Source organism: Clostridium fessum (assembly GCF_003024715.1).
Classification (GTDB): domain Bacteria; phylum Bacillota; class Clostridia; order Lachnospirales; family Lachnospiraceae; genus Otoolea; species Otoolea fessa.
This window is the reverse complement of record NZ_PYLO01000007.1, coordinates 42643-65991: the sequence shown is the minus strand read 5'-3', so window position 1 is coordinate 65991 and position 23349 is coordinate 42643. Positions and strand designations below refer to the sequence as shown.

The window sequence follows — 23349 nt, the reverse complement described above, 5'->3', positions numbered from 1 at the left end:
TTACTTCCGGTAAAACTCCTGAATCCGATCCAGCCGCGCCGTCATGCCGCCCAGCAGCATATCCGCCGCCGCAAATGCCGCCATCGTCTCAACCACGACAACCGCTCTCGGCACAATGATCGGATCATGGCGTCCCTTGATGCTGATGCCGATCTCCTCGCCGCTCTTATTGACGGTTCTCTGCTCTGCGGCAATCGACGGGGTCGGTTTAAATGCCGCACGGAACACAACTTCGCTTCCATCCGTCATACCGCCTAAAATGCCACCTGCATGGTTCGTCGCCTTGCCGATGCTTCCATCCGAATCCATGACAAATGCGTCGTTGTTCTCGCTTCCTGCCATCTGCGCCGCATGAAATCCCTCTCCGATCTCGAAGCCTTTAACGGCACCGATCGAGCAGATTGCCTTTGCCAGATTCGCATTAAATTTATCAAAAACCGGTTCACCAAGCCCTGTCGGAAGACCGGCAATCACACATTCCACGATACCGCCAGCAGAATCTTTCTCCGCCATCTTCCTTTCCAGATACTGCTCTGCCTCTGCGGCTGCAGCAGCATCCGGCATATACAGCTTATTCTTTTCACATTCCGCCAGATCAAACCGATCCGGCGCCACTTCCACCGGTCCGATCGCTTTCGTGTATGCTTTTACCTGAATGTTCAAGGATTCCAGCAGCTTTGCCGCGATAGCGCCTGCTGCCACGCGTCCGATCGTCTCGCGTCCCGAAGAACGTCCGCCGCCCCGGTAATCCCGGAAACCGTATTTTTCATCGAAGGTATAATCCGCATGTCCGGGACGGTAATAACTGGCGATCTCACTGTAATCCTTCGAATGCTGATCCTGGTTCCACACCAGCATCGAGATCGGCGTGCCCGTCGTCCGCCCTTCAAAAACGCCTGACAGGATCTCCACCGTATCGCTCTCGCTGCGCTTCGTCGTAAAACGGCTCTGCCCCGGTTTGCGGCGGTCCAGATAACGCTGAACGTCTTCCTCACAAAGCGCAAGCCCCGCCGGACAGCCATCTACGACCACGCCCACGCCTGCGCCGTGGGATTCGCCCCACGTTGTCATTGTCAGTATTTTTCCGTATGTTGATCCTGCCATTCTCGCTATTAACTCCTTCTGCCATTTAGTCTGCTTTCTTTCCTCTCGTAGGTACCTTTGTAATCACACAGCAGTTTGGCTCATTCACCGAAATACTGCGTCCGCTCATCACCAGCAGTTTCTCCTTATATTCCACCTGGAAGAAAGAAATGCTGTTACTGCCGTGGTTGATCGACGCCAGATGGTTTCCATCCGGAAAAATCGCGATATCCTTCGGGTAATCTCCACTGATCGGAAGACAGCAGAGCAGCTTCAAAAGCCCCGTCTGTGCATCGCGCTCGTAGACACTGACTGAATTATCGCCCGCATTGCTGCAGAACAGATGTGTCTCGTCCTCGGACATCCGGATCGTGCACGCTGCAGTCAGCTGGCTGGTGCGCTCCGGTGCGGTCGATGGGATCGTCTGGATCTTCTCGATCTTCGGCACACGATCGCCCGTTTCATACGTGTATACATCAATCACATTTTTGATTTCATACATCAAATACAAGAATTTTCCATCCTTGCTGAACATGAAATGTCTCGGACCAGATTCCAAATCACAGCGGATCGCGTCCACCAATGAAAGGGTTCCCTTCTCGCCATCAAACCTGTAAATCTTGACCTGGTCAATTCCCAGATCGGCTACCAGCAGGAATCTGCCATCCGGCGTGCGCTCCGCACAGCTCACATGCGGGCGGAACGTACGCTCTGCCACGCTTCCAAGTCCCTTGTGGTAAACGCCGTCGGTCACTTCCCCGATAGAACCGTCCGGTTTCAGGCGGACCACCGTCTCCTTGCCGTCATGATAGCCGGATACGAAGATAAACTTGTCCTCCGCATCGGTCGCAATATGGCAGCCGCGCATCGCCTTGATATTTGCGCTGTTCACACGGCTGAGTGCGCCGTTTTCCAGAATCCGGAACGCCACAACGCCCTCGTCCGCGATGGAATAGAGCATCCGCCCGTCATGTGAAACAGTTAAATAGGAAGAGTTGTCCACTTCCACCTCGCACCGGTAGATAAATTTTCCCTTTTTTACATCCACATCATACACGGTTATTCCCTTTGCCTGACCGTTGTATGAGTAAGAACCCACATATGCCATATACTTATCCTGCATGAAATGTTCCTCCTTTGATCCCCCAGAACCGTTATAACGGTTTCTATCAAATTATCTGCCCCTATTTTATCATCATACCGCCATTTTTGCACTCTTTTTTCACACAATTTGAGAACCCCCGGATTTTCCCGTTTTTTTCCTTGACACCTTCCCCACATTCTGTATAATAGATACTCGGAAGCAAGTTTATTATTTCTAAACAAAAAGATTAATTTTACATTCATTTTAGAATTTCTAAACTTTCATCTTACTTTTGCATGTTTCTAAAAAACGCCGGACGGATGGTTTTCCCACCCAGTTTTTATAAAAAAGAATGTGCCCTAGCGCATCCTCGTGGAGCGTTTTTTGTTTCATAGGACGCAATTTCCTATGAAACCAGGAAAGGAGGTTCCCTCTGTTGAGTATAGGAGGAAAATTAAAGGAACTGCGAATTTTAAAGGGTCTGACGCAGGAAGAGCTGGCTGACCGCGCAGAGCTTTCGAAGGGATTTATCTCCCAGGTAGAGCGCGATCTGACCTCCCCGTCCATCGCTACTTTGATGGATATTCTCCAGTGTCTCGGCACAACCATAGGGGAGTTTTTCAACGAGGCTCCGGAAGAGCAGATTGTATTTGAAAAAAACGACTATTTTATCAAGGAAGATCCAGAACTGAAAAATGAGATTCAGTGGATCATCCCGAACGCCCAGAAGAACACGATGGAACCGATCCGCCTGACACTCGGTGTCGGCGGCTCCACCTATCCGGACAGCCCGCATGAGGGTGAGGAATTTGGCTACGTTCTTTCCGGCAGCATCCTGATTCATCTGGGGAACCGGACGTACAAAGCCAAAAAGGGCGAATCTTTTTACTATACGAGCGACAAGACGCATTACCTTGAAAGCCGCTCCGGCGCGACGATCCTCTGGGTCAGCTCGCCGCCAAGTTTCTAATACTACACATTATTTTACTATTTACGGAGGAAACGCATGAGCCAGCCATTAATCGATTTACAGCATATCTCGAAACGCTTTGACGACACCCTGGTCCTGGATGACTTGAGCCTTTCAGTAAAGGAAAATTCCTTTGTAACGCTCTTAGGTCCCAGCGGCTGCGGCAAGACGACCACGCTCCGCATCATCGGCGGATTTGAATCCCCAAATACAGGAAAAGTAATTTTCGGCGGCGAAGACATCACCAAACTTCCGCCAAACAAGCGCCAGCTAAACACCGTATTCCAGAAATACGCACTGTTTCCGCATATGAGCATCGCAGATAATATCGCATTTGGGCTAAAAATTAAGAATAAATCAAAAGCATATATTGATGACAAAATTAAGTACGCTTTAAAGCTTGTAAACCTAAACGGCTTTGAGCATCGTAGCATTGACTCTTTGAGCGGCGGTCAGCAGCAGCGTATCGCCATTGCGCGTGCGATTGTCAACGAGCCAAAGGTCCTGCTTCTCGATGAGCCGCTCGGTGCCCTAGATTTAAAACTGCGACAGGACATGCAGTATGAGCTGATCCGTCTGAAAAATGAGTTAGGCATCACTTTTATCTATGTTACCCACGATCAGGAAGAGGCATTGACGATGTCCGATACCATCGTTGTCATGAACCAGGGTTATATCCAGCAGATGGGTTCCCCGGAACAGATCTACAACGAGCCGGAAAACGCATTCGTTGCCGACTTCATCGGCGAGAGCAACATTGTGGACGGTCTGATGATCCACGACGAGCTGGTTGAAATCTTCGGTGCGAAATTTGCCTGCGTCGATAAGGGATTCGGAACAAACCAACCGGTAGACGTTGTCATCCGCCCGGAGGACATCGACCTCGTAAAACCGGAGGAAGGCACGCTGCAGGGCATTGTCACCCACCTGATTTTCAAGGGCGTCCACTATGAGATGGAAGTCACCACACCGGACGGCTATGAATGGCTGGTTCACAGCACGGATATGTTCCCGGTCGGCGAGAAGGTCGGCATCCATGTAGACCCGTTTGACATCCAGATCATGAACAAGCCGGCGTCAGAGGACGAGGAAGCTGTGGGCGTCAATGAATAGAAAGGAGTCGGACTTAGCATGAAATCAAACGTGAAACGGCTCTTCGCCGGTCCTTATATTCTCTGGATGAGCGGTTTTACCATCATCCCGCTCCTGCTGATCGTATACTACGGTCTGACAACCAAAAGCGGGGCATTTACACTGGCAAATGTCTGTTCCATCACGACACCGGAGCATATGAAGGCGCTGCTCTTATCCCTGGGTCTGTCTCTGGCTGCGACCGCCATCTGCCTGCTTTTGTCCTATCCGCTGGCTTTGGTGCTGCGCCGCCGCGGCATTGGGGCAGGCAGCTTCATGGTATTCGTCTTCATCCTTCCGATGTGGATGAATTTCCTGCTCCGCACCCTCGCGTGGCAGACGCTTCTGGAGAAAAATGGCGTCATCAATGGCATTCTTTCCTTTCTCCATCTGCCAAATATCTCCATCATCAATACACCGTGGGCGATCATTCTGGGTATGGTATACAACTTCCTGCCTTTCATGATTCTACCAATTTATAATGTGCTGGCAAAAATCGACGATAATACCATCAACGCCGCCAAAGACCTGGGGGCAAACAATTTCCAGACACTCATTCACATCTGGATTCCGCTCAGCATCCCGGGCATCATCAGCGGCATTACCATGGTATTTGTCCCGGCGCTGACGACCTTCGTTATCTCCAGTCTCTTAGGCGGCAGCAAGATCCTGCTTATCGGAAATGTCATCGAGCAGGAGTTCACCAAGGGAAGCAACTGGCACTTAGGTTCCGGTCTCTCGCTGGTTCTGATGATTTTCATTTTACTGAGTATGGCGCTCATCGCCAAATACGATAAAGAAGGGGAGGGCAATGCGTTCTGATGAAACATAACCGCTTAAAACAGTTTTTCCAGGACTTTTACCTGGCGCTCATCCTGCTCTTTTTATACATCCCGATCGTGACCATGATCGTTTTGTCCTTTAACAACACAAAATCGAGAACCGTCTGGGGCGGTTTTACCACCCGCTGGTATACGCAGATGTTCCAGGATTCCGCCATCATGAATGCCTTAAACAATACGCTGCTCATCGCGTTTGCGTCGGCTCTGATCGCGACCGTCATCGGCACGATCGCCGCCATCGGCATCAACAGCATGAAACGGATTCCGCGCACCATCGTCATGGGAATCAACAACATCCCGATGCTGAACTCCGATATCGTAACCGGTATCTCCCTGATGCTGGCATTTATCGCGTTCGGTATCTCTCTCGGATTTAAAACCGTGCTGATCGCGCATATCACATTTAATATTCCATATGTGATATTAAGTGTCATGCCGAAACTCAAGCAGACGAACCGGTACACCTACGAAGCCGCTCTGGATCTCGGCGCCAGCCCGCTGTATGCTTTCTTCAAGGTCGTATTTCCGGACATCGTCCCGGGTATCCTCTCCGGCTTTTTGATGGCATTTACGATGTCCCTCGATGATTTTATCATTACGCACTTTACAAGAGGTGCCGGTATGGATACCTTATCCACCCTGATCTACAGCCAGGTGCGCCGAGGCATCCAGCCGACGATGTACGCCCTGTCCACGCTGATTTTCGTGGCAGTCCTGGTGCTTCTGGTGATCACCAACTTTGCCCCGGAGAAAAAATCCACCGGCAATGCGACTGTGATTGACACAGAGACCATCAAGCGCCGCAAACGCAACAACCAGATCAAAAACGGCGTTCTGGGACTTGCCTGCACGCTGATTCTGCTTGTCGTTGGTGTCAGCACCTACAGCCGCTACACCACGACTCATTCAAACGAACTGTACGTCTACAATGCAGGCGAATATATTGATCCGGACCTGATTGAGGAATTTGAACAGGAAACCGGAATCAAGGTTACCTACGACGTATTTGAGACACTGGAAGAAATGTATCCGGTCATCGAAGCCGGCGGCGTCAACTACGATGTAGTCTGCCCATCCGACTACATGATTCAGAAAATGAAGGAAAATGACCTGCTTGCCGAACTCAACTTTGACAACATTCCAAATGTCAAAAACATTGACCCGCAGTACATGGAAATGTCCAAGCAGTTCGACCCGGAAAACAAATATTCCGTGCCATACACCTGGGGAACCGTCGGTATTCTTTATAATACGAAGCTCATCGAAGAAAAAGGACTTCCGGTTCCGACCAAATGGTCCGATCTCTGGAATCCGGCTTATAAAGGCGAGATCCTGATGCAGGACAGCGTCCGCGATGCCTTCATGGTAGCGCTCAAAAAAGACGGCTTCTCTGCCAACTCGACCGACGAAACCGAACTCCAGCAGGCAAAGCAGGATCTGATTGACCAAAAACCGCTCATACAGGCTTACGTCATCGATCAGGTGCGTGACAAGATGATCGGCGGCGAGGCAGCCATCGGCGTCATCTACTCCGGCGAGATCATGTACATCCAGGATGAGGTAGCCGCACAGAACCTCCCATTCTCCCTGGAATACGTGATCCCGGAAGAGGGAACCAACGTCTGGCTCGATTCCTGGGTAGTTCCGAAAAATGCGAAAAATAAGGAAAACGCAGAAAAATGGATCAATTTCCTCTGCCGCCCGGATGTCGCAGTCAAAAACTTTGAGTACATTACCTACGCAACGCCAAACAAGGCAGCCAAGGAAATGCTGGACGAAGAAATCCAGAACAACAAAGCCGTCTTCCCAGATGCAAAGCAGCTGAAAAACTGCGAGGTTTACCGGTATCTTGGGGATGAGGCGGACGAGCTTTATAATAGTTTGTGGAAAGAAGTTAAATCGGATTAAGCGGTGTGCCGTTTTTCAAATCATATTTGCAAAAAAGAGTCAACAGAAGTGTATTCTGCTGGCTCTCTTTTTCTATCAAAGATATTATACTTCCAATGCCGCTTTTAAGTCTTCCATACTGGAATATCTCGGTGCATTTGGATCTTTTACAATCGTTCTTCCTTCTTCGATTGCTATCAGTAACGCATTCTTCTTTTCATTCTTCTCAATATTTACTCCATCCATACAAGCCACCTCCATATATGTCTATTATATATTTTTTCATAAATAGCATATACATTTATATTGATTTTTCAATTCTAAGCGCTATACTATCTCTAAAAAAGGAGGTCACTCATGAAAATTGCAGTCCCTTATGAAAACGGAGAAATCTGCTCCCACCTGGCTCAGGTGAAAGAATTTTTAATTTTTGATGTAGTTGACGATGAGATTATTTCCACCAAAACCTTGAAACAGACCTATGCAAACGATCCCGGCGCGCTGGTCGAGTTTCTGAAAAAAGAAAATACTGCCGTCCTCCTCTGCGACGCCCTTCCGATCCCGATGATGATCGCCCTGCGCGAAACCAGCATCCAGGTTCTCGGCGGCGCCAAAGGCGCTCCTAAAGACCGCGTCGAAGACTTCTTAAACGGAATGCTTCACTTTGACCGGAGCGGAAATAACGGACCATCCTGCGGCGTCCACCTGCCGGACAACAATAAAAATGGCACTGACTCCGACGCCGAATGCGACGGAAATATCAGTGCCTGTGGGACTTGGTGCCACTAATTCCTGTTTCATCTGAGACGTTGATGACGCACGTGTGGGACAGAATCCACCTTATTTCCACTGGAGGTGATGCAGATGCCCCTCCGTATTCATCTTCTCAAACCCATTCTGCCGCAGCGCCTCATACAGAATGATCGCCACCGAGTTTGACAGATTCAGAGAGCGCATCTCACCCCACATCGGGATGCGGACGCAGCGCTCCGGGTCTTCGATCAGGAGTTCTTCCGGGATGCCGCGGCTTTCCGGTCCGAACATGATATAGCAGTCCGGATCGTAGTGAACGTCCGTATACACCTGCGTCGTCTTCGTGGTCGCCATATACGGGCGCGCGCCCGGATTCTTCTCCAGAAAATCTTTAAAATCGCTGTAAACTGTCACGTCCAGATGCGGCCAGTAATCAAGACCCGCTCTTTTTACCATTTTATCATTCAATTTAAAACCGAGAGGCTCGATCAGATGAAGCCGCGTGTTCGTTGCCACGCAGCTTCGTCCTATATTTCCTGTATTCATCGGCATCTCCGGTTCATAGAGTACAATATTTAACATTTCTTCTCTCCATCCAGCCGTGCCACAAACCGCTTGATGCGCTCGATCGCCTTCTGCAGATCCTCCAGCGAATACGCATAGGAAACACGCAGATAGCCCTCGCCGCAGTTTCCAAACGCGGTGCCCGGCACAAGCGCCAGCTTCTCTTCCTGTAACAGGCGGTTTGCGAATTCATCCGAGGTCATGCCAAACCGTTTGATGCACGGGAACATATAAAATGCTCCATACGGCTCGAAACAGTCCATGCCAAGCGCCCGGAACTCTCTCAAAAGATAGCGGCGGCGCTCATCGTAGGCTTTCTTCATGCGGGCAATGTCCTCATCGCCATTCCGCAGAGCGTCAACCGCTGCATACTGGCTGGTGGTCGGCGCACACATAATCGCAAACTGATGGATTTTCAGCATCTGTTTTAAGATAAGCGCTGGAGCTGCCGCATAGCCGAGACGCCACCCGGTCATCGCATATGCCTTGGAAAATCCGTTGATCAGCACCGTGCGGTCACGCATCCCGGAAATCTCCGCGATGGAAACGTGCTTGCCGCTGTAGGTCAGCTCGGAATAAATTTCATCACTCAGCACAAACAGATCCTTCTCCTCAATCACCTTCGCGATCGCCTCCAGATCGGTGCGGTTCATGATCGCGCCCGTTGGATTGTTCGGGAATGGAAGAATCAGCACCTTTGTTTTCGGTGTGATTTTCTCCAGCAGCTTCTCCGGCGTCAGACGGAACTCATCCTTCTCCTCCAGCTCGATAATGACCGGCGTACCGCCCGCCAGCACCGTACACGGCACATAGGAAACGTAACTCGGCTGCGGAATCAGAACCTCATCGCCCGGATTGAGCATCGCGCGCAGGGCGATATCAATCGCCTCGCTACCGCCGACCGTTACCATCACTTCTGTATTCGGATCATACTCAAGGCGCTGACGACGTTTCAGATAATGGCAGATCTCCTGGCGCAGTTCCTTTAAACCAGAGTTCGACGTATAGAAGGTACGTCCTTTTTCCAGCGAATAAATGCCCTCTTCGCGGATATGCCACGGTGTATCAAAATCCGGTTCGCCCACGCCCAGGGAGATCGCGCCCTTCATCTCGCTGACAACGTCAAAAAACTTCCGGATTCCGGACGGCGGAATATTTACAATCGTATCTGATAATGGGTTTCTCACGGAACAATCAACATCCTTTCATCCTGAGGACCGTCGCAGAGAACGGTACCATGGTCTTTGTATTTTTTAAGAATAAAATGGGTCGCGGTACTCAGCACAGAATCGATCGTGGAAAGCTTTTCTGCCACGAACTGTGCAACTGCACGCATGGTTTTCGCCTCGATCATAACAGTAAAATCATAGCCGCCGGACATCAGGTATACCGAAGTCACCTCGCTGTACTGATAGATTCTCTCGGCAATCTTGTCAAAGCCCATCTCGCGCTGCGGCGTTACCTTTACTTCGATCAGTGCAATGACCTTCTCCTCATCTGTATTATCCCAGTTAATCAGGGTATGGTAACCGCAGATGATATGTTCATTTTCCATTTCGGCGATCTCCGCCGCGACCGCAGCTTCATTCTCCCCGAGTAAATCCGCCAGCTCTTTGACGCTGATGCGGCTGTTTTTTTCAATGACCGCTAAAATTCTCTCTCTCACTTTACTACCTCCTGTTAATGGGATTTTGGTAAGTCTTTCATTTTATCTATCTCATCCGGTTTTGGCCGGTCAAGAAAGCTATGTACTTCGCCGCTGTAAATCTCGCGTCCGATCGCGGTGCGCGTCCGACCGATGAGCGCCGCCGGAATGCCCTCTCTCTCCAGATTCTTTAGCAGTTTCGGACCGCTAGACGCCGTCAGCAAAATGCAGCCCTGGGACTGTAAACGGTATGGATTGAGGTCAAATACCTCGCAGACCTCCACCGTCTCCTGGCGGATCGGAAGTTTCCTGAGATCCATCTCAAATCCGAGTCCGAATCCATCAAAAAAATGCCACAGCGCTGCCATGACGCCGCCCCCGCCCGCCGGATACCACGCAGATGCGCCGAGACGGGTCAGCACTTTCCGCTCTTTATGTGCAGCAAATGCCTCCAGAAGCGGAGACGGATTCCATTTCTCATAGAGATTCTGGCATTCTCTCACATACCGTGCAGAAAATCGGTTCAAAAGCGCCGACTCGCCGCTTTTTGCCGCCATCGAGGTACCAAGAAGTGCGGTGTAACCGACCGCCAGAAGATCCTGCTCGGCTTTCATCTCCCCGTATGCCTCGAAAATTTCATCTTTTATGTTCATTCTGATTCCTTTCCCAGCTTCACATTCAAGTACAGTAATTTTCTGCGCTTACCACGCCATGTTACCACAAATCTCTGCTCTCATACCATCACTATATATGATCCGATATAAGCTATCACTCCATCGGCGGCGCTGCTTCCTGCGCCGGACCGGCTGGTCCCTGCGGCTGTGCCGGGGTCGGCTCCTGTGCTGCCGGTGCTTCCGTCGGTGCCGGAACCGGATTTTCCGGCTGTGGTGTCTCAGGCTGCGGTCCAGCCGGAACCGCCGGTGCCGCAGCTGCAACGGCCGGACCTACACGGTAGATTGCCTTCGATGCCATATAGGTATCCGTCTGCAGCAAGGTTTTCTCCGTCTCCACGCCGTCCACGTAGACGTATTTCCAGAGCCGTGACTGCAGCCCATAGTGCGCCGACTGTTCCTTCACCCTCGCACCCGGCTTCAAAGATGCGTCCACCTTTGTGATCGGCTCGCCCGGATCCTTCTTCGACAGTGTCTCCGAAACGTATTTGATCGTCCGGTTTGCCGGCCGTGTCTCTTTTCCATATATCGTAAATGAAATAGTCCCGCCGTTCACTGCCCCTTCCATATAGATCGGGGTATCGTATGGATTTTTAAATTTCAGGTCCTTATAAGTACCCGCGATCGCCGAATCCTGCGATGCTGGAACGTAAGTAACAATCATCGAATGATTCTGGCGCTGGGTGATATCCATCTCCGCCAGAAGCGCTGCATTGTAGAGCGTCGTGCAGATCTGGCAGGCGCCACCGCCGACCGTATCGACTACCTGACCGTTCGCATAGGAACCTGCCGATGCATAGCCATTTTCCACCGTAAATGGGGTCAGCCATGTATAAGCCGAAAATTCTTCTCCCGGCATCAGAACCGTGCCGTTGATCTTCGCCGCACCGTTCCGCAGATTCTTGGAACGCGACACATTTCCCGGGTTGAATCCGGTACTAAATGTTCCAAGTGCATCCTGAATCGTAGATAATGCCTCTGTCGTGCGGGTCGGCTCTGCATTTTTGACTGTTGCCTCCACCGAAACCGGTTCCGAAAGACCGCCCGCGAGCGCCTCATTCAGTGCTTTTGTCGTCGCATCTATGTCCACTTCCTGTCCCGCCGAAGACTGGCTGACCTGAAAGACTCCATTTTCATGCGTGATCACGGCGTCCTGCGGCGCTGTCGTAAATTCCGCGCACCGGGTCTGCACAAACTCGGCAACCTTCGCTTCATCGACCGCTGTCTCAATCTGCAGATCCACACCGGACTGCTCTAATTCCTTCTGATTCAGATACCGGCGCAGAAGATTTCCGCCGGAAAGTTTCTCCACTTCCTCATCAATCTCGTTCTGGTTGACCCAGGAAAATCCCAGCTCCGCCGCCGTCGTCTGAACCTCATGACCTTCTACCCGGATCGAAATGGTCTGATTTTCCATCTCCCCGATCGATTTCTCAATCGTCTGATCCGCCTCTTCCCGTGTCATCCCGGAAAGATCAAACCCACCGACCTGAAAGCCCGTGGGAATCGTCCCCGCTGACGCGGTGCCCGTACCGGCTATAAGCAGTCCCATCACTGCCGCACCGCATACGCCTGCCATCCAATTTCTTTTTTTCATCATCTACCGAACCTTTACATCATAAGACCTGCCAAAATGGTTCCCGCTACCATCGCTACTACTACGATTATAATAACAACCGCTGATACGATCTGGCGTGTTTTCTGATTTGAAAATTTAAACATATCTCTCACCTCTTCTGCATTCTGCCATGCTGCGCGATAATCTGATCCGTAAGTCTCGAAATCTCATTTTTCGAAAGCGAATCAATCTGCGCAGATAAATTTATTCTATGATATTTTAGTAATTCCCGCAAGACTTCTTTTTGCTTTTTTGACGCGGGCTGTTCGCGTTTTACCTTGTAAATCAAAGGCTGCGGTGCAAACACCTCCGGCACTTCCAGAAAATACCTGTTTTTAAGCTCCTGATACAGATGGTGCGCCGCCAGCGCATCCGAAAGCGCCCGATGGCTCTCGCCCGGATCCACCGCAAAATACCGGCACGCGGCTGCCAGATTCTTCTTTTCCTCCTCCGGCATAAAATGGCGGCAGATTTTCAAGGTATCAAGCCCCGCGTGCTCAAATGTATACTTCCGGTTGACCGCCGCCCGCTTGAGAAAGCTGAAATCAAAGATAACATGATGCCCCAGAAGCGGCAGCTCCCCGCAGAATGCCAGAAGTTCCGGCAAAACTGTATCCAGCACCGGCGCATCCTTCAAATCATCGTCACAGATTCCCGTCAGCTCCCGGATGCGCGCATCCAGTTCCCGCTCCGGGTTGACAAACGTCGAATACGTCTGCACCACGCTTCCATCTTCCACCCGCGCCGCGCCAATCTCGATGATCCGCTCGGTTTTGGGATTTAACCCTGTTGTCTCCAGGTCAATCGCTATATAAGAATTGTTTGTTTTTTCCATTTTATTTATCCATCGTAACTGTTCAGTACCTTCACAGTCACGCGCAGTAAATGCACAGACCTACTGAACAGTTTACTATCCATCTAATTTAAAATATGGCTGTCCTACATTTCTTCTCGTTCGCAGATGTTGAGACTGCCGCCATCCGCAATTTCTTTTTCCTGTCTTTCTCGGGAAAATCCCATTTCTCACTGTATTTCATCCTGGGAAATGGAAAATGCCGCCGCATTGCCAAACAGAGCATCCCGGTTTTTGTAATCAAACAGCACAAACCTTCCGTCTTCCATCCGCTCTAAATGCGCCATTTTCGCCATCTGCCTGGAATCGTATGCCTCGTAGCCCTTCAAATAACGGCGTTCCTTCGCCTCGCGCATGAAAAACTGCTTCGTCTCGTTCTTCCACTCCGACGGATCCGGGGCAAAAGATGGACGGCTCTTGACGTTTTCACGGAGGTAGAGGTCATAAATGAGAAGATCCTGATAGGAAATTTCTTTGTTTCCCCATTTCTGAATAAACAGATACAAAATCTCATACCGTGCCAGCCGATTATGGCTCACTCCATTCAGTCCCTCTTCCTCATAAAATGCCGCCAGGCGGTCATACAAATCAAACGCATCGCCCCATTCCTGCGACAGGCATTTCATCGTGCGGCGGAACTGCCCGCTGTTGTAATAGACCTCGACCATCTCTTCCACACCCTTGAGACGGATCACCTCTTCATAGGAAAGCCAGTTGGTTCTAAGCACCTCATACGGCGGCTTGCTCTGGCTGAGCAGACCGTATTTCTGCTTCATTTCTTCCATATAGGAACCTTTCAGCACCTTCAGAAAGCCGAGCTGAAGCTGTTCCGGCTCCATTTTGTATACATCGTTGAAGGAACGATGAAAGCTCTCGATATCCTCATACGGAAGCCCCGCAATCAGGTCGAGATGCTGATGGATGTTGCCAAAGGTGTTGACCTGCGCCACACGGCGCGCCACCTTGTCTAGATCCATCGTCCTCCGGATCTCCTTCACAACCACCGGGTTCGTCGTCTGCACGCCGATTTCCAACTGAATCAGCCCCGGACGCATCTGTTTCATCAGTGCCAGCTCGTCATCATCCAGAAGATCCGATGAAATTTCAAAATGGAAGTTGGTAATTCCATTATCGTGTTCCAGCAAATACTGCCAGATCGCCATCGAATGGCTCTTTTTGCAGTTAAACGTCCGGTCTACGAACTTTACCTGCGGCACCTTCCGGTCAAGGAAAAACTGCAGCTCCCTGGTTACCAGCGAAAGGCTGCGGAACCGCACTTTTTTATCAATCGAGGACAGACAGTAACTACAGGAAAATGGACATCCACGGCTGCTCTCATAGTAGATAATGCGGTGTTCCAGCCCGCTTAAATCTCCGTAGGAAAATGGAATGTCGTCCAGATTCATGAGCGGCGCCGGACGATGGACCTCGATGATGCCATCCGAACGGCGTAGGACAATGCCTGGGAGCTCTGAAAAACAAACCTCCGTCCCGCACTCACACGCCTCCACCAACCGCGTAAAGGTCTCCTCGCCTTCGCCCTGCATGATCAGCTCGACCTCCGGCAGCTCATCCATCAGGTGAACCGCGTCATACGAAGCCTCCGGACCTCCCATCCAGATGCGGACCTGCGGAAGAACCTTTTTCAAATCGTGGATCAGTTCCTTCACGTAAACGATATTCCAGATATAACAGGAAAATCCCACCACATCCGGTTTTCTCCGGTAAATATCCTGCAGAATCTGATCCATCTGGTGGTTGATGGTGTACTCGCCGAGATCGATCTGGATTTCCGACACGGTTTTCGTTCGATTCGCGCCTTTTGCTGCCTCCGAAACCATTTCCATTCCAACAGCCGCACCCTGCTCATCCTTCTGTCCCAGCCCCAGCCGCTCCATCGCATACCGTCTCAGGCTGTAAATTCCCAGATTTGAATGTATATATTTGGCATTAATCGCCGCCAATAAGTACCGCATCGTCTCACACCTTCAAAATATGATAGCCAGCCGCCTTATTGAGCCGGTTCATAATCGCCCGTCCTAAATTGTCTTCCGAAAATCCTTCCGAAAAGATATATTCCGCGCCACGATCGTCGAAATCCCGCAGAACCGCATACAGGTTGTGTGCAACAGTCTCCTGACGCGCCCGCGCACCGATGCTTTCCAGCATCCCCGCCGGGTAACGGTCTTTCGTCTCGTCCGTGCAGATAATTCCAACCTTGCGCCCTTCTGCCAGCTTTTCGCCTGCCAGGCGGTTGATCGTCTCCACAACTGCCTCCGTCTCGCCCTCGACCAGTGTCAGATCGGCTTTCGGTGCATAATGGCGGTATTTCATTCCCGGTGCTTTCGGGCGCACGTCCGCGCTGACTGGTCCTAAAATCGCCGGATCAATGCCGACTTCCCCGACCGTTTCACGCAGCATCTCCACGGTAATCGCACCCGGTCTTAAAACCATCGGCATTTCCTCCGTAACATCCACGATCGTCGATTCCAGACCAATTCCAACCGGACCGCCGTCGATGATCGCATCGATCTTTCCGTCCATATCCTGAAGCACGTGATCCGCACGCGTCGGGCTTGGGCGTCCCGATGTATTCGCACTCGGAGCCGCGATCGGCACGCCGGACAGACGGATTAACTCTGCCGCGATCGGATCAGACGGCATCCGGATTGCCACCGTGTCAAGCCCGCCGGTCGTTCCATACGGCACGATCGCGCTCTTAGGAAATACCATCGTCATCGGTCCCGGCCAGTATGCCTTTGCAAGCTTTTTGCCATTTTCCGGCATATTCGATACCAGCGGCGCGATCTCCTCCAGACAGGACACATGCGCGATCAGCGGGTTGTCAGATGGGCGTCCCTTCGCCGCATAAATCTTCTTCGCTGCCGCCTCATCCAGCGCATTCGCCCCCAATCCGTACACCGTTTCCGTCGGAAATGCCACCAGACCGCCCGCGCGGATGATCGCTGCCGCCTTCTCAAGCACCTCCCGGTCATGCGCCGTAAAGTCCTTTGGATTTTCTATCTTCCACATCTGGGTGTGAAGTTCTTTTTTGGTTTCGTTTTGCATATTGATTCTTCTTTCTACTATCTTACAATGAATAAATCTATCTTCCGTACTAAGCTCGAAAATACCTCGCTAAGTACTCCTAGTATGCGCGGCATGACTCGTACTAAGCTCGAAAATACCTCGCTAAGTACTCCTAGTATACACAAGATTCCTCGCCAGTTCAAGGTTTCAGCGCCCATTCAGATACTCCATAATCCCCATATGCAGCGTATACGCCACGCGGTCCTGATATTCTTCTGTTTTCAGCAGTGCCGCCTCTTTCCAGTTAGACAAAAATCCGCACTCGACGATGACAATCGGACATTTGACGTGGAGCAGGAGATAATAGCTGTCATTCGGTTTGGCTTTTCTGCGGTTCTGGTCTCCCAGCGCATAGTCGAAGCGCTTCTGCAGTATTTCCGCCAGCCGTTTCCCCTTCTCTGACTTCCGGTAATAAAATACCTGCGCACCGGATACGTCCTCCTGGTGGTAGCTGTTCTGGTGGATGCTGACGACCAAATCCGCGCCGGATTCCTCGACGCGGGCGCAGCGGTTTTTCATGTCGGACATTTTCCGGCTTCCGGCTGACGTATCGTAAAGTCCCCGGTCATCCTCCCGGCTCATCACGACCTCCACATCCGACTGCTCCAGATACCATTTCAGGCGCTTCGCGATCGCCAGATTGATGTCCTTTTCCAGGCTTCCGTCCACACTCACCTTTCCCGGATCAAAATCCCCATGTCCGGCGTCCAAGAAAACAACCGGCTTTTTCTTCCCAAGCACAGCGTCCGCCCCCGCTGACGCCAGCCCCGCATACCGTGCCGCCAGAAAGACGCTGCAAAATAAAAGAAGGCAGACTGCCAATTCCACTGACAGCCGCCTTCGCATTTGTTTTAGAAACGGGTGTGTTTCAAACCATTCGTTCAAGTGCACCGCTCCTGATGCATTCTTATGATATCTATATTCGCCTTGTTCGCGGCATATCCCGCTATTTTCTAATTCCAATCCCGGCTCCTACTGCTGTGCCTCCGCTACATCCTTAAACCCAAGTCCAAAAATGCCCGAGGTTTCCTTCACAATCACAAACGCATTCTCATCCGTCTCCGCAATAATGCGTTTTAAACGATTGAACTCCGTTTTGCGGACGGTACATAAAACCACCGTAGTGTCCTCGCCACTGTAGCCGCCCTTGCCCGGAAGCAGCGTTACCGTACGGTCAATTTCCTTAATGACACGTTCTGCGATTTTCTGCGGGTATTTCGTCACGATCGACGCCTCGCTTCCGGCATCATTTCCGTAGATAATCATGTCGATGACCTTCGTCTGCGCGTACAGGGAAATCAGTCCGAACAGTGCCGCATCGACATTTCCAAAGACGAAGATCGAGGTGGAGAGGATGATTCCATCGATCATCATCAGGGCGCGCCCGATCGAGACATGCGGATATTTCTTCTGGAGCAGGTAGCCGACCACATCGCTGCCGCCCGTCGTCGAACCGGACAGAAAGATGAACGCCATGCCGACGCCGACCAGAATGCCGCCGTAGAGACTTCCCATAAGCTGGTCGCCCATATAAACCGGAAAGACCGGGGCGATCACGTAGTCAAGCACCACCGAACAGATTCCGCACGCAAACGCCGTCCGCAGCGCAAAGGCACGGCTCAAATGAAACCACGCCAATATTAAAAGCGGCACATTGACCATCAGTGTCAGCCGTCCGACCGGCAGGTTCGTCACATGGTTTAACATCAGTGCCACGCCGACCGCACCGCCCGGCGCAATATTCGCCGTCTCAATAAAGCTGTGCGTGCCGATACTGTAGATAAATGCGCCCAGAATCAGATATAAAAAATCTTTTACAGAATATTTTCCAATGTATTTCTCCATTTCTGCATTTCCTCCTGTTATTCTGTCTGAGCGTTCCATCCTTTCCGGGCTGATTCTGCTGGTTCTGCTTCCCGCATCGTCCTCAATTTTCCGTATCTATCCTCCATCGCTCAGATTTCTTTTTCCTGTTTTTCCTTCGCCTTTTCGCCCCGCAGCTGGCTCGCCTTTCTCTGCAGCGTCTGCCTCGGCACATCCAGAATCCGCGCTGCCTCAGATATATTTCCGTGCGCCGCCTCCAACGCCTGCCAAATCAGTTTTTCCTCATAGGCAGCCACCGCCTCACGAAGCGACGAGCAGAGTTTTGGAACTTCTTCCAGGCTTTCCGGCGCCTTTTTCCTGTCCGCCTGCTTCTCCAGCAGAAGCTTTCCCTTGATGTCTTTATACTGGAGCAGGGCGCTCGTCTCGTCCACCATGCTCATGCCGTAAACGATCACGTGTTCCAGCTCCCGGACATTGCCCGGCCAGTCATATTCTTCCAGTTTTTTTAGCAGATCCTTTGACACATACTGAACCTGCTTGTGGAACGTGCCATTGTGTTTGTTTACATAAAACTTGACAAAATGTCCAATATCCGCCTTCCGTTCCCGCAGCGGCGGAATCCGGATCGACATCATGCTCAGACGATAATAAATATCGCGCCGAAGCTGTCCTTTCTCGATCGCCTCAAGCGGTTCCACATTGGTCGCCGCAATGATCTTCACATTCGTGCGTTTCGTCTCACTGCCGCCCAGGCTGCGGAAACTGCCGTCCTGCAGAACCCGCAGAAGCTTTGACTGCAAAAACAGAGGCATCGAATTGATCTCGTCGAGAAACAGTGTTCCGCCGTCCGCCAGCTCAAAGAGTCCCTTATTTTCCATTGCCCCGGTAAACGCGCCCTTGGACGTTCCAAATAAGATACTTTCGAGCAAGGTATCCGGCAGCGCCGCACAGTTCTGCGCGATAAACGGTTTATCCCTCCGTTCACTGGCATTGTGGATCGACTGTGCAAACACCTCTTTTCCGGTTCCCGTTTCCCCATAGATCATAACCGGCAGATCGCACGCCGCCACCACCGGTATATAGTCTCTGGCATTTTTCATTTTTTCATCCACTGCGATGATATCTTCCATCGTAAAAGATGCGCCGCTGTGTTTTTTCAGCTTTCCAGCGCCGCCGACCGGGATCTGTTCCGAAGTCAGTTCCACACTCTCCGGCTCTTCCTCGCCGTCTGTCATCTCCTCCATCGACAGATCGATCGCGCCCACCACGGCGCGCCCGCTCTTGATCGGAATCGAAAGAGAGCTGATATGGATGCCCTCCTGCCCCTTGGTCTGAAGCAGTTGATTTTCCACGTAAACCGGCAGCCCGACCTCCATCGCCCGGATCATGCTGCTGTTCTTAGCGTTCAGGTTTTCAAATACATCGAAAAAATTTTGTCCCACCAGCGCCTGGTAAGCTTCTCTCTCTTTCCGGTTTGAAAATTTACTATTTAACTTTGCTGAAAACAGAATCTCGCCATCCAGGTTGATGATCGTGATTCCGTCAATATATCCTTTTCCATGAAATAACTGTCTTAAAAACTCCATGCATTTCTCCCCTGTCTGAAACACCGCTGACCGGAATCACGCGCCAAGTCTCACGGACGTTCGACTTGAATCTGCGTTCATCCGGCCGGACAACGGTGTTATGTTTACACCTGTTCCAAGTGTATCAGAGGAAACAGGCAAAGACAAGTTTATCCGATCTCCTCCACACCTGGGCGATCCAGCGGAAGTTTCAGCCACCACCATTTAAATACGATATTTGCGATGATGCATGCTGCCATGATTACCAAATAGATGCCGATAAACTTCCAATGGCTGCCATTTAAGAGCATCATCGGTCCCATCGACCACGCAAACATCTCTGCCGGAGTTGTAAACGGCGCTGCAAATGCAGTATCGTTCAGCGTCTTGGAGCGGTTTTCCGGATCAACGATTCGAAGAAGGATGAAGCCGATCGCAAAAACGCCCGTTGAATAGCCAAATACGAAGATCGCGCGCTCAAACCAGCTGCCGCGGTTCATCGCCGGACCAAAGAACATCAGAGTTGCCACTACGATTACAATACCGCAGAGCAGAAGAAGTGCCAGCGGAGCTGCATATTTAACGATAACTGCCAGTTTGATGGAAGCGATTCCGAAAAACACCAGATAATCCGTCGCAGTACCGGAGATACGTCCCACTACATTTTCATCAATATAATCACCGACGCCGACTTTTCGGAAAACGAGGAACATCACGATCGCGGTCAAAAATGCCATCAGGTAATTCGGCAGATCCAGACCGATCGCTGCATAGATTCCCTTGCTGAGTCCCACACCGATACCGGATGCGATCAGCATCACTGCCAGATGCCATGCCAGCGGATCCAGGACGTTGGATGAAATAGTTTCCTCGCCCATCGACTTGCGCTCATTTTTGGGCACCAGACCACAGCGCAGATCATCGGAGATCTGATTGAAGCCTTTCATATATTTGGTCCAGCCCTTTTTCGTTCCCAGCTTGATGAAGAACAGACCGCCAAAGATACCCGATAAAATACCAACAGTTGCACAGGTCATCGCGATATCCATTGCATCCAGATCACCCAGTCTCTCAAACGCGGTACCAACAGCCGCTGCCGTTCCGTGTCCGCCGGAGAAACCAGCTGCCAGCAGCAGACCGAAGCCATAGTTAATGTTCGGGAATAATTTCGAAATTACTAAAATACTAAACAACGGTGCCAGTGAGAACTGAATCGCCTGTGCCAGCACTTTATAGGAAAAATAAGAACCAATCCGGTCAATTTCCGCTTTAAAATCTTTCTTATTGAAAGAAAATCCATTAATTCCGACACCTGCGAAAATCAGGATAATCAGAACACTTGCATAAGAACCAATATTTTCAGAAAACGGCAGGATTCCCAGTCCCTGCGCCCCGAGTGCCAGCGCGATAAATCCGGCAATCATGCTTGGCGGAATGAAAAATTTCTGTACCAACGGCACTTTTGCACGTAAAAGCTGACCAACCGCGATAAAAAACGATGCGATCGCAAAGTCCACTAAAATGTCTGTAACACTCACAGATACCCCTCCTATTCTTCTGTATCAAATGCGCCTCCAGCTATTTCCCATCCGGAAGCGCTTCTATTCTCCCCTCAAATGGCAGAGCGCTTTTCATCCGTATCCCCATACGTTTCACGAAAAGCGTTCTGCCGGTATCCTTTATCTGAAAATCACTTTTCTAATTTGATAAAGTTATCCGAATGGCTCTTGGTTGCCGACGGAGCCAGATCCAGTTTCTGATCTGCGATCTCTAAGATGTCTTCCGGACGAACCCACGGTCTGCCCTGGATGGCACTTGTCTCCTCATGGGTTAAGTATCCCTTGTAGGTGGTTAAGCTGCGGCGCAGGAAACCATCCTTTGCACATGCCTGCGCCACGCCATTGTTGATGATGCTTCTGAAGTGCGGCAGTACGGATGCTGCGTATGCGATCGAGGTAGACTGGGAAATTGCACCCGGAATGTTGCTTACGCAATAATGTACGACGCCCTCTTCGATGTAGCGCGGATTTTCATGGGTGGTCTCATGGAACGTCTCGATTGCACCATAATCGTTGCTGATATCTACGATAACGGAACCTTTCTCCATCGAGCGGACCATCTCGCGGTCGATCATGTATTCTTTGGCATCCTTCGGCCATCTAACACAATTATACACGACATCGATCTCCGGTAAAATCTTTTTCAGATTATAACGGTTGGAAATCTGGGTATTGACTTCCTCATTGAACTGTTTTCCGATATCACGCAGGGTTCCGATATTAATATCCATAACCGTTACCCACGCGCCCAGCGCATGAAGAACAGAGATTGCTGCGCGTCCTACCACGCCGCCTCCAATGACCAGCGCCTTAACGCCCGGAGCACCGCCGAGACCGTTGACGAATTTGCCCTTGCCGCCGTTGATGGAGAGCAGGGATTCCAGACCAAAAAGTGCGCCCGCCTTACCAGCTGCCTCGCAGTTCGGTGAACCGTAACGGTGGGAATCTTCTGCGGTAAATGCAATACACTTGCTGTCGAGAAGTGCCTGTACCTCCTCCGGATGTGCTGCCGGATGGATGCAGGTAAATACGATCTGGTTTTCACGGAGCAGCTTGTACTCGCACGGTTCAAACTCTTTTACCTTTGCGACGAAATCGCAGGTTGCATAAATTTCTTCCTTTGTATCAACCAGCTTCGCGCCCTCTTTCACATATGCCTCATCCGGGAATCCAGAACCTTCGCCCGCGCCCTTCTGAACGTAAACCTCATTGCCGTCACCTACCAGCATGCTTACCTCTGCCGGGGTTGCGATGACACGGTACTCGCCTACTTTGATGTCTTTCAATACGCCAACTTTCATAATGTGTTCCCTCCATGTAATATATTTTTCTTTTTGCTTGATACTTTTGCTTGATACTCATATATACAGCAAGTTCCGTGCCAACTTTTACGTTTTTCGATTTTATTTAATATTTTTCTTTTTTATTTTCCAAAAAATTCGAGGTTTTCCTTGTAAATACAAGGTTTTTGTCGAATTAAAATTTTTATTTATTTTTTTGATAACCTTCCAGGAATGACCCGTTCTTGTCTCATTTCTTTTCAGAACGCAAAAATGACTCATTTATGAGCTTTTATGTGCTCATAAATGAGTCATTCAAATTTTAAGTTTGAGTCATATGCCGATTTTTGAGTCTTTCGTTTCCAGGGTGCTCATTTTCATTTCTGCGCTTTCGCTGATAAACTTTTTATTTTTTCGCACCAAGTTTAATTCCTACTGCCCGACTTCCGCCGCTGCCAGCTTTCGCGACTCCGTCAGCGTCTTTCCCTCGCGCAGATGAACCGCCACGCGCTCCAGTTCCGCCGGATCTGCATAATTCGAATGGTTCACTGCATTGTACAAACTCCGCAGACTTTCCCTCATACTGAATATCATCCGAAATAACGTGTCCTTGTGATCCCGCCTTGCTCTTGCGTAAGTTCCTTTTTTCATAAATTCTCCTTTCTGTCAGGAGAATTTCTTCTGCTTTGTAACACTCCCATCACCTCACAGTCAGAGCAAAACCCATCGAAAATCTCCTGCTTTTCAATTGTTACTTAATTGGATAAGCATAAGATTTTCTCAGATTCATAATTAGATTGGAATGTAAGATATACTTGAAATGTTTACAAAGAAAAATATATGCTTGATATGATAAATGTAACATATCCGAACCCATGATGCAAGGTATATGGTCCTAAATTGTCCATCCGTTCAAAAGATGGATTTGCC

The 23349-nt window shown here is 50.4% G+C and carries 22 protein-coding genes; 5 read left to right on the top strand and 17 right to left on the bottom strand.

All coding sequences use genetic code 11. The features are described from left to right. Together aroC and C7U56_RS14650 are read right to left on the bottom strand one after the other, a co-directional pair. Nucleotides 1–1104: a chorismate synthase gene (aroC, locus tag C7U56_RS14655; RefSeq protein ID WP_107001838.1), complete on the bottom strand. Its 1104-nt coding sequence runs from the start codon at nt 1102–1104 to the stop codon at nt 1–3. A 25-nt stretch (nt 1105–1129) separates the two neighbouring features. Then, on the bottom strand, nt 1130–2206 hold the full coding sequence (locus tag C7U56_RS14650) for a lactonase family protein (RefSeq protein WP_107001837.1): 1077 nt from the start codon (nt 2204–2206) through the stop codon (nt 1130–1132). A 397-nt stretch (nt 2207–2603) separates the two neighbouring features. Between C7U56_RS14650 and C7U56_RS14645 the strand changes: the two genes are divergently transcribed. The 4 genes from C7U56_RS14645 to C7U56_RS14630 are packed head-to-tail and all read left to right on the top strand — an operon-like array spanning nt 2604 to nt 7018. Further along, complete coding sequence (locus tag C7U56_RS14645; RefSeq protein WP_107001836.1) at nt 2604–3137, top strand: helix-turn-helix domain-containing protein; 534 nt, start codon at nt 2604–2606, stop codon at nt 3135–3137. Between the two features lie 36 nt (nt 3138–3173). Further along, on the top strand, nt 3174–4250 hold the full coding sequence (gene potA, locus C7U56_RS14640) for a spermidine/putrescine ABC transporter ATP-binding protein (RefSeq protein WP_107001835.1): 1077 nt from the start codon (nt 3174–3176) through the stop codon (nt 4248–4250). Nucleotides 4251–4268: 18 nt separating this feature from the next. Continuing rightward, a complete protein-coding gene (locus C7U56_RS14635) occupies nt 4269–5090 on the top strand; it encodes an ABC transporter permease (RefSeq protein ID WP_107001834.1) in 822 nt (273 codons plus the stop codon). Continuing rightward, the gene (locus C7U56_RS14630) at nt 5090–7018 is read left to right on the top strand and encodes an extracellular solute-binding protein (protein WP_107001833.1); all 1929 of its coding nucleotides are present in this window, start codon (nt 5090–5092) and stop codon (nt 7016–7018) included. Before C7U56_RS14635 ends, C7U56_RS14630 begins: the two co-directional genes overlap by 1 nt. A gap of 84 nt (nt 7019–7102) precedes the next feature. Here C7U56_RS14630 and C7U56_RS15730 read toward each other — a convergent pair whose 3' ends face one another. Next, nucleotides 7103–7243 carry a hypothetical protein gene (locus C7U56_RS15730; protein WP_181357268.1) on the bottom strand — a complete coding sequence of 47 codons (141 nt, stop codon included), beginning with the start codon at nt 7241–7243 and terminating at the stop codon, nt 7103–7105. Between the two features lie 111 nt (nt 7244–7354). Between C7U56_RS15730 and C7U56_RS14620 the strand changes: the two genes are divergently transcribed. Continuing rightward, the gene (locus C7U56_RS14620) at nt 7355–7786 is read left to right on the top strand and encodes a NifB/NifX family molybdenum-iron cluster-binding protein (RefSeq protein ID WP_107001832.1); all 432 of its coding nucleotides are present in this window, start codon (nt 7355–7357) and stop codon (nt 7784–7786) included. Between the two features lie 51 nt (nt 7787–7837). Here the strand turns inward: C7U56_RS14620 and trmL are convergent, their stop codons facing one another. From trmL to C7U56_RS14550, 14 genes are all read right to left on the bottom strand, one after another. Continuing rightward, on the bottom strand, nt 7838–8332 hold the full coding sequence (gene trmL / locus C7U56_RS14615) for a tRNA (uridine(34)/cytosine(34)/5-carboxymethylaminomethyluridine(34)-2'-O)-methyltransferase TrmL (protein ID WP_107001831.1): 495 nt from the start codon (nt 8330–8332) through the stop codon (nt 7838–7840). Continuing rightward, entirely contained in the window at nt 8326–9501 is a 1176-nt protein-coding gene (locus C7U56_RS14610; protein ID WP_107001830.1) for an aminotransferase class I/II-fold pyridoxal phosphate-dependent enzyme, read from the bottom strand. The genes trmL and C7U56_RS14610 overlap by 7 nt, the downstream gene beginning before the upstream one ends. Then, nucleotides 9498–9980 (bottom strand): Lrp/AsnC family transcriptional regulator, encoded by a 483-nt coding sequence (locus C7U56_RS14605; RefSeq protein ID WP_022358850.1) that lies wholly within the window; start codon nt 9978–9980, stop codon nt 9498–9500. The genes C7U56_RS14610 and C7U56_RS14605 overlap by 4 nt, the downstream gene beginning before the upstream one ends. A gap of 14 nt (nt 9981–9994) precedes the next feature. Next, nucleotides 9995–10612 (bottom strand): AIR synthase-related protein, encoded by a 618-nt coding sequence (locus C7U56_RS14600; protein WP_233430290.1) that lies wholly within the window; start codon nt 10610–10612, stop codon nt 9995–9997. A gap of 115 nt (nt 10613–10727) precedes the next feature. Next, nucleotides 10728–12230: a VanW family protein gene (locus C7U56_RS14595; protein WP_233430289.1), complete on the bottom strand. Its 1503-nt coding sequence runs from the start codon at nt 12228–12230 to the stop codon at nt 10728–10730. A gap of 127 nt (nt 12231–12357) precedes the next feature. After that, a complete protein-coding gene (locus tag C7U56_RS14590; RefSeq protein WP_107001829.1) occupies nt 12358–13083 on the bottom strand; it encodes a 3'-5' exonuclease in 726 nt (241 codons plus the stop codon). A gap of 188 nt (nt 13084–13271) precedes the next feature. After that, nucleotides 13272–15077, bottom strand: a complete 1806-nt coding sequence (locus C7U56_RS14585) for a B12-binding domain-containing radical SAM protein (protein WP_107001828.1) — start codon at nt 15075–15077, stop codon at nt 13272–13274. 4 nt (nt 15078–15081) lie between these two features. Beyond that, the gene (locus C7U56_RS14580; protein WP_181357271.1) at nt 15082–16134 is read right to left on the bottom strand and encodes an L-threonylcarbamoyladenylate synthase; all 1053 of its coding nucleotides are present in this window, start codon (nt 16132–16134) and stop codon (nt 15082–15084) included. A gap of 204 nt (nt 16135–16338) precedes the next feature. Then, nucleotides 16339–17076, bottom strand: coding sequence for an N-acetylmuramoyl-L-alanine amidase (locus tag C7U56_RS14575; RefSeq protein ID WP_338108875.1), 738 nt, complete (start codon nt 17074–17076; stop codon nt 16339–16341). Between the two features lie 87 nt (nt 17077–17163). Continuing rightward, nucleotides 17164–18036 (bottom strand): YitT family protein, encoded by an 873-nt coding sequence (locus C7U56_RS14570; protein WP_107001826.1) that lies wholly within the window; start codon nt 18034–18036, stop codon nt 17164–17166. 110 nt (nt 18037–18146) lie between these two features. Continuing rightward, on the bottom strand, nt 18147–19601 hold the full coding sequence (locus C7U56_RS14565) for a sigma-54 interaction domain-containing protein (protein WP_107001825.1): 1455 nt from the start codon (nt 19599–19601) through the stop codon (nt 18147–18149). Nucleotides 19602–19750: 149 nt separating this feature from the next. Beyond that, entirely contained in the window at nt 19751–21118 is a 1368-nt protein-coding gene (locus C7U56_RS14560) for a sodium/glutamate symporter (protein WP_022358860.1), read from the bottom strand. A gap of 152 nt (nt 21119–21270) precedes the next feature. After that, the gene (locus C7U56_RS14555; RefSeq protein WP_107001824.1) at nt 21271–22440 is read right to left on the bottom strand and encodes an alanine dehydrogenase; all 1170 of its coding nucleotides are present in this window, start codon (nt 22438–22440) and stop codon (nt 21271–21273) included. 411 nt (nt 22441–22851) lie between these two features. Then, nucleotides 22852–23070: a hypothetical protein gene (locus C7U56_RS14550; protein ID WP_107001823.1), complete on the bottom strand. Its 219-nt coding sequence runs from the start codon at nt 23068–23070 to the stop codon at nt 22852–22854. Nucleotides 23071–23349 lie beyond the last annotated feature (279 nt).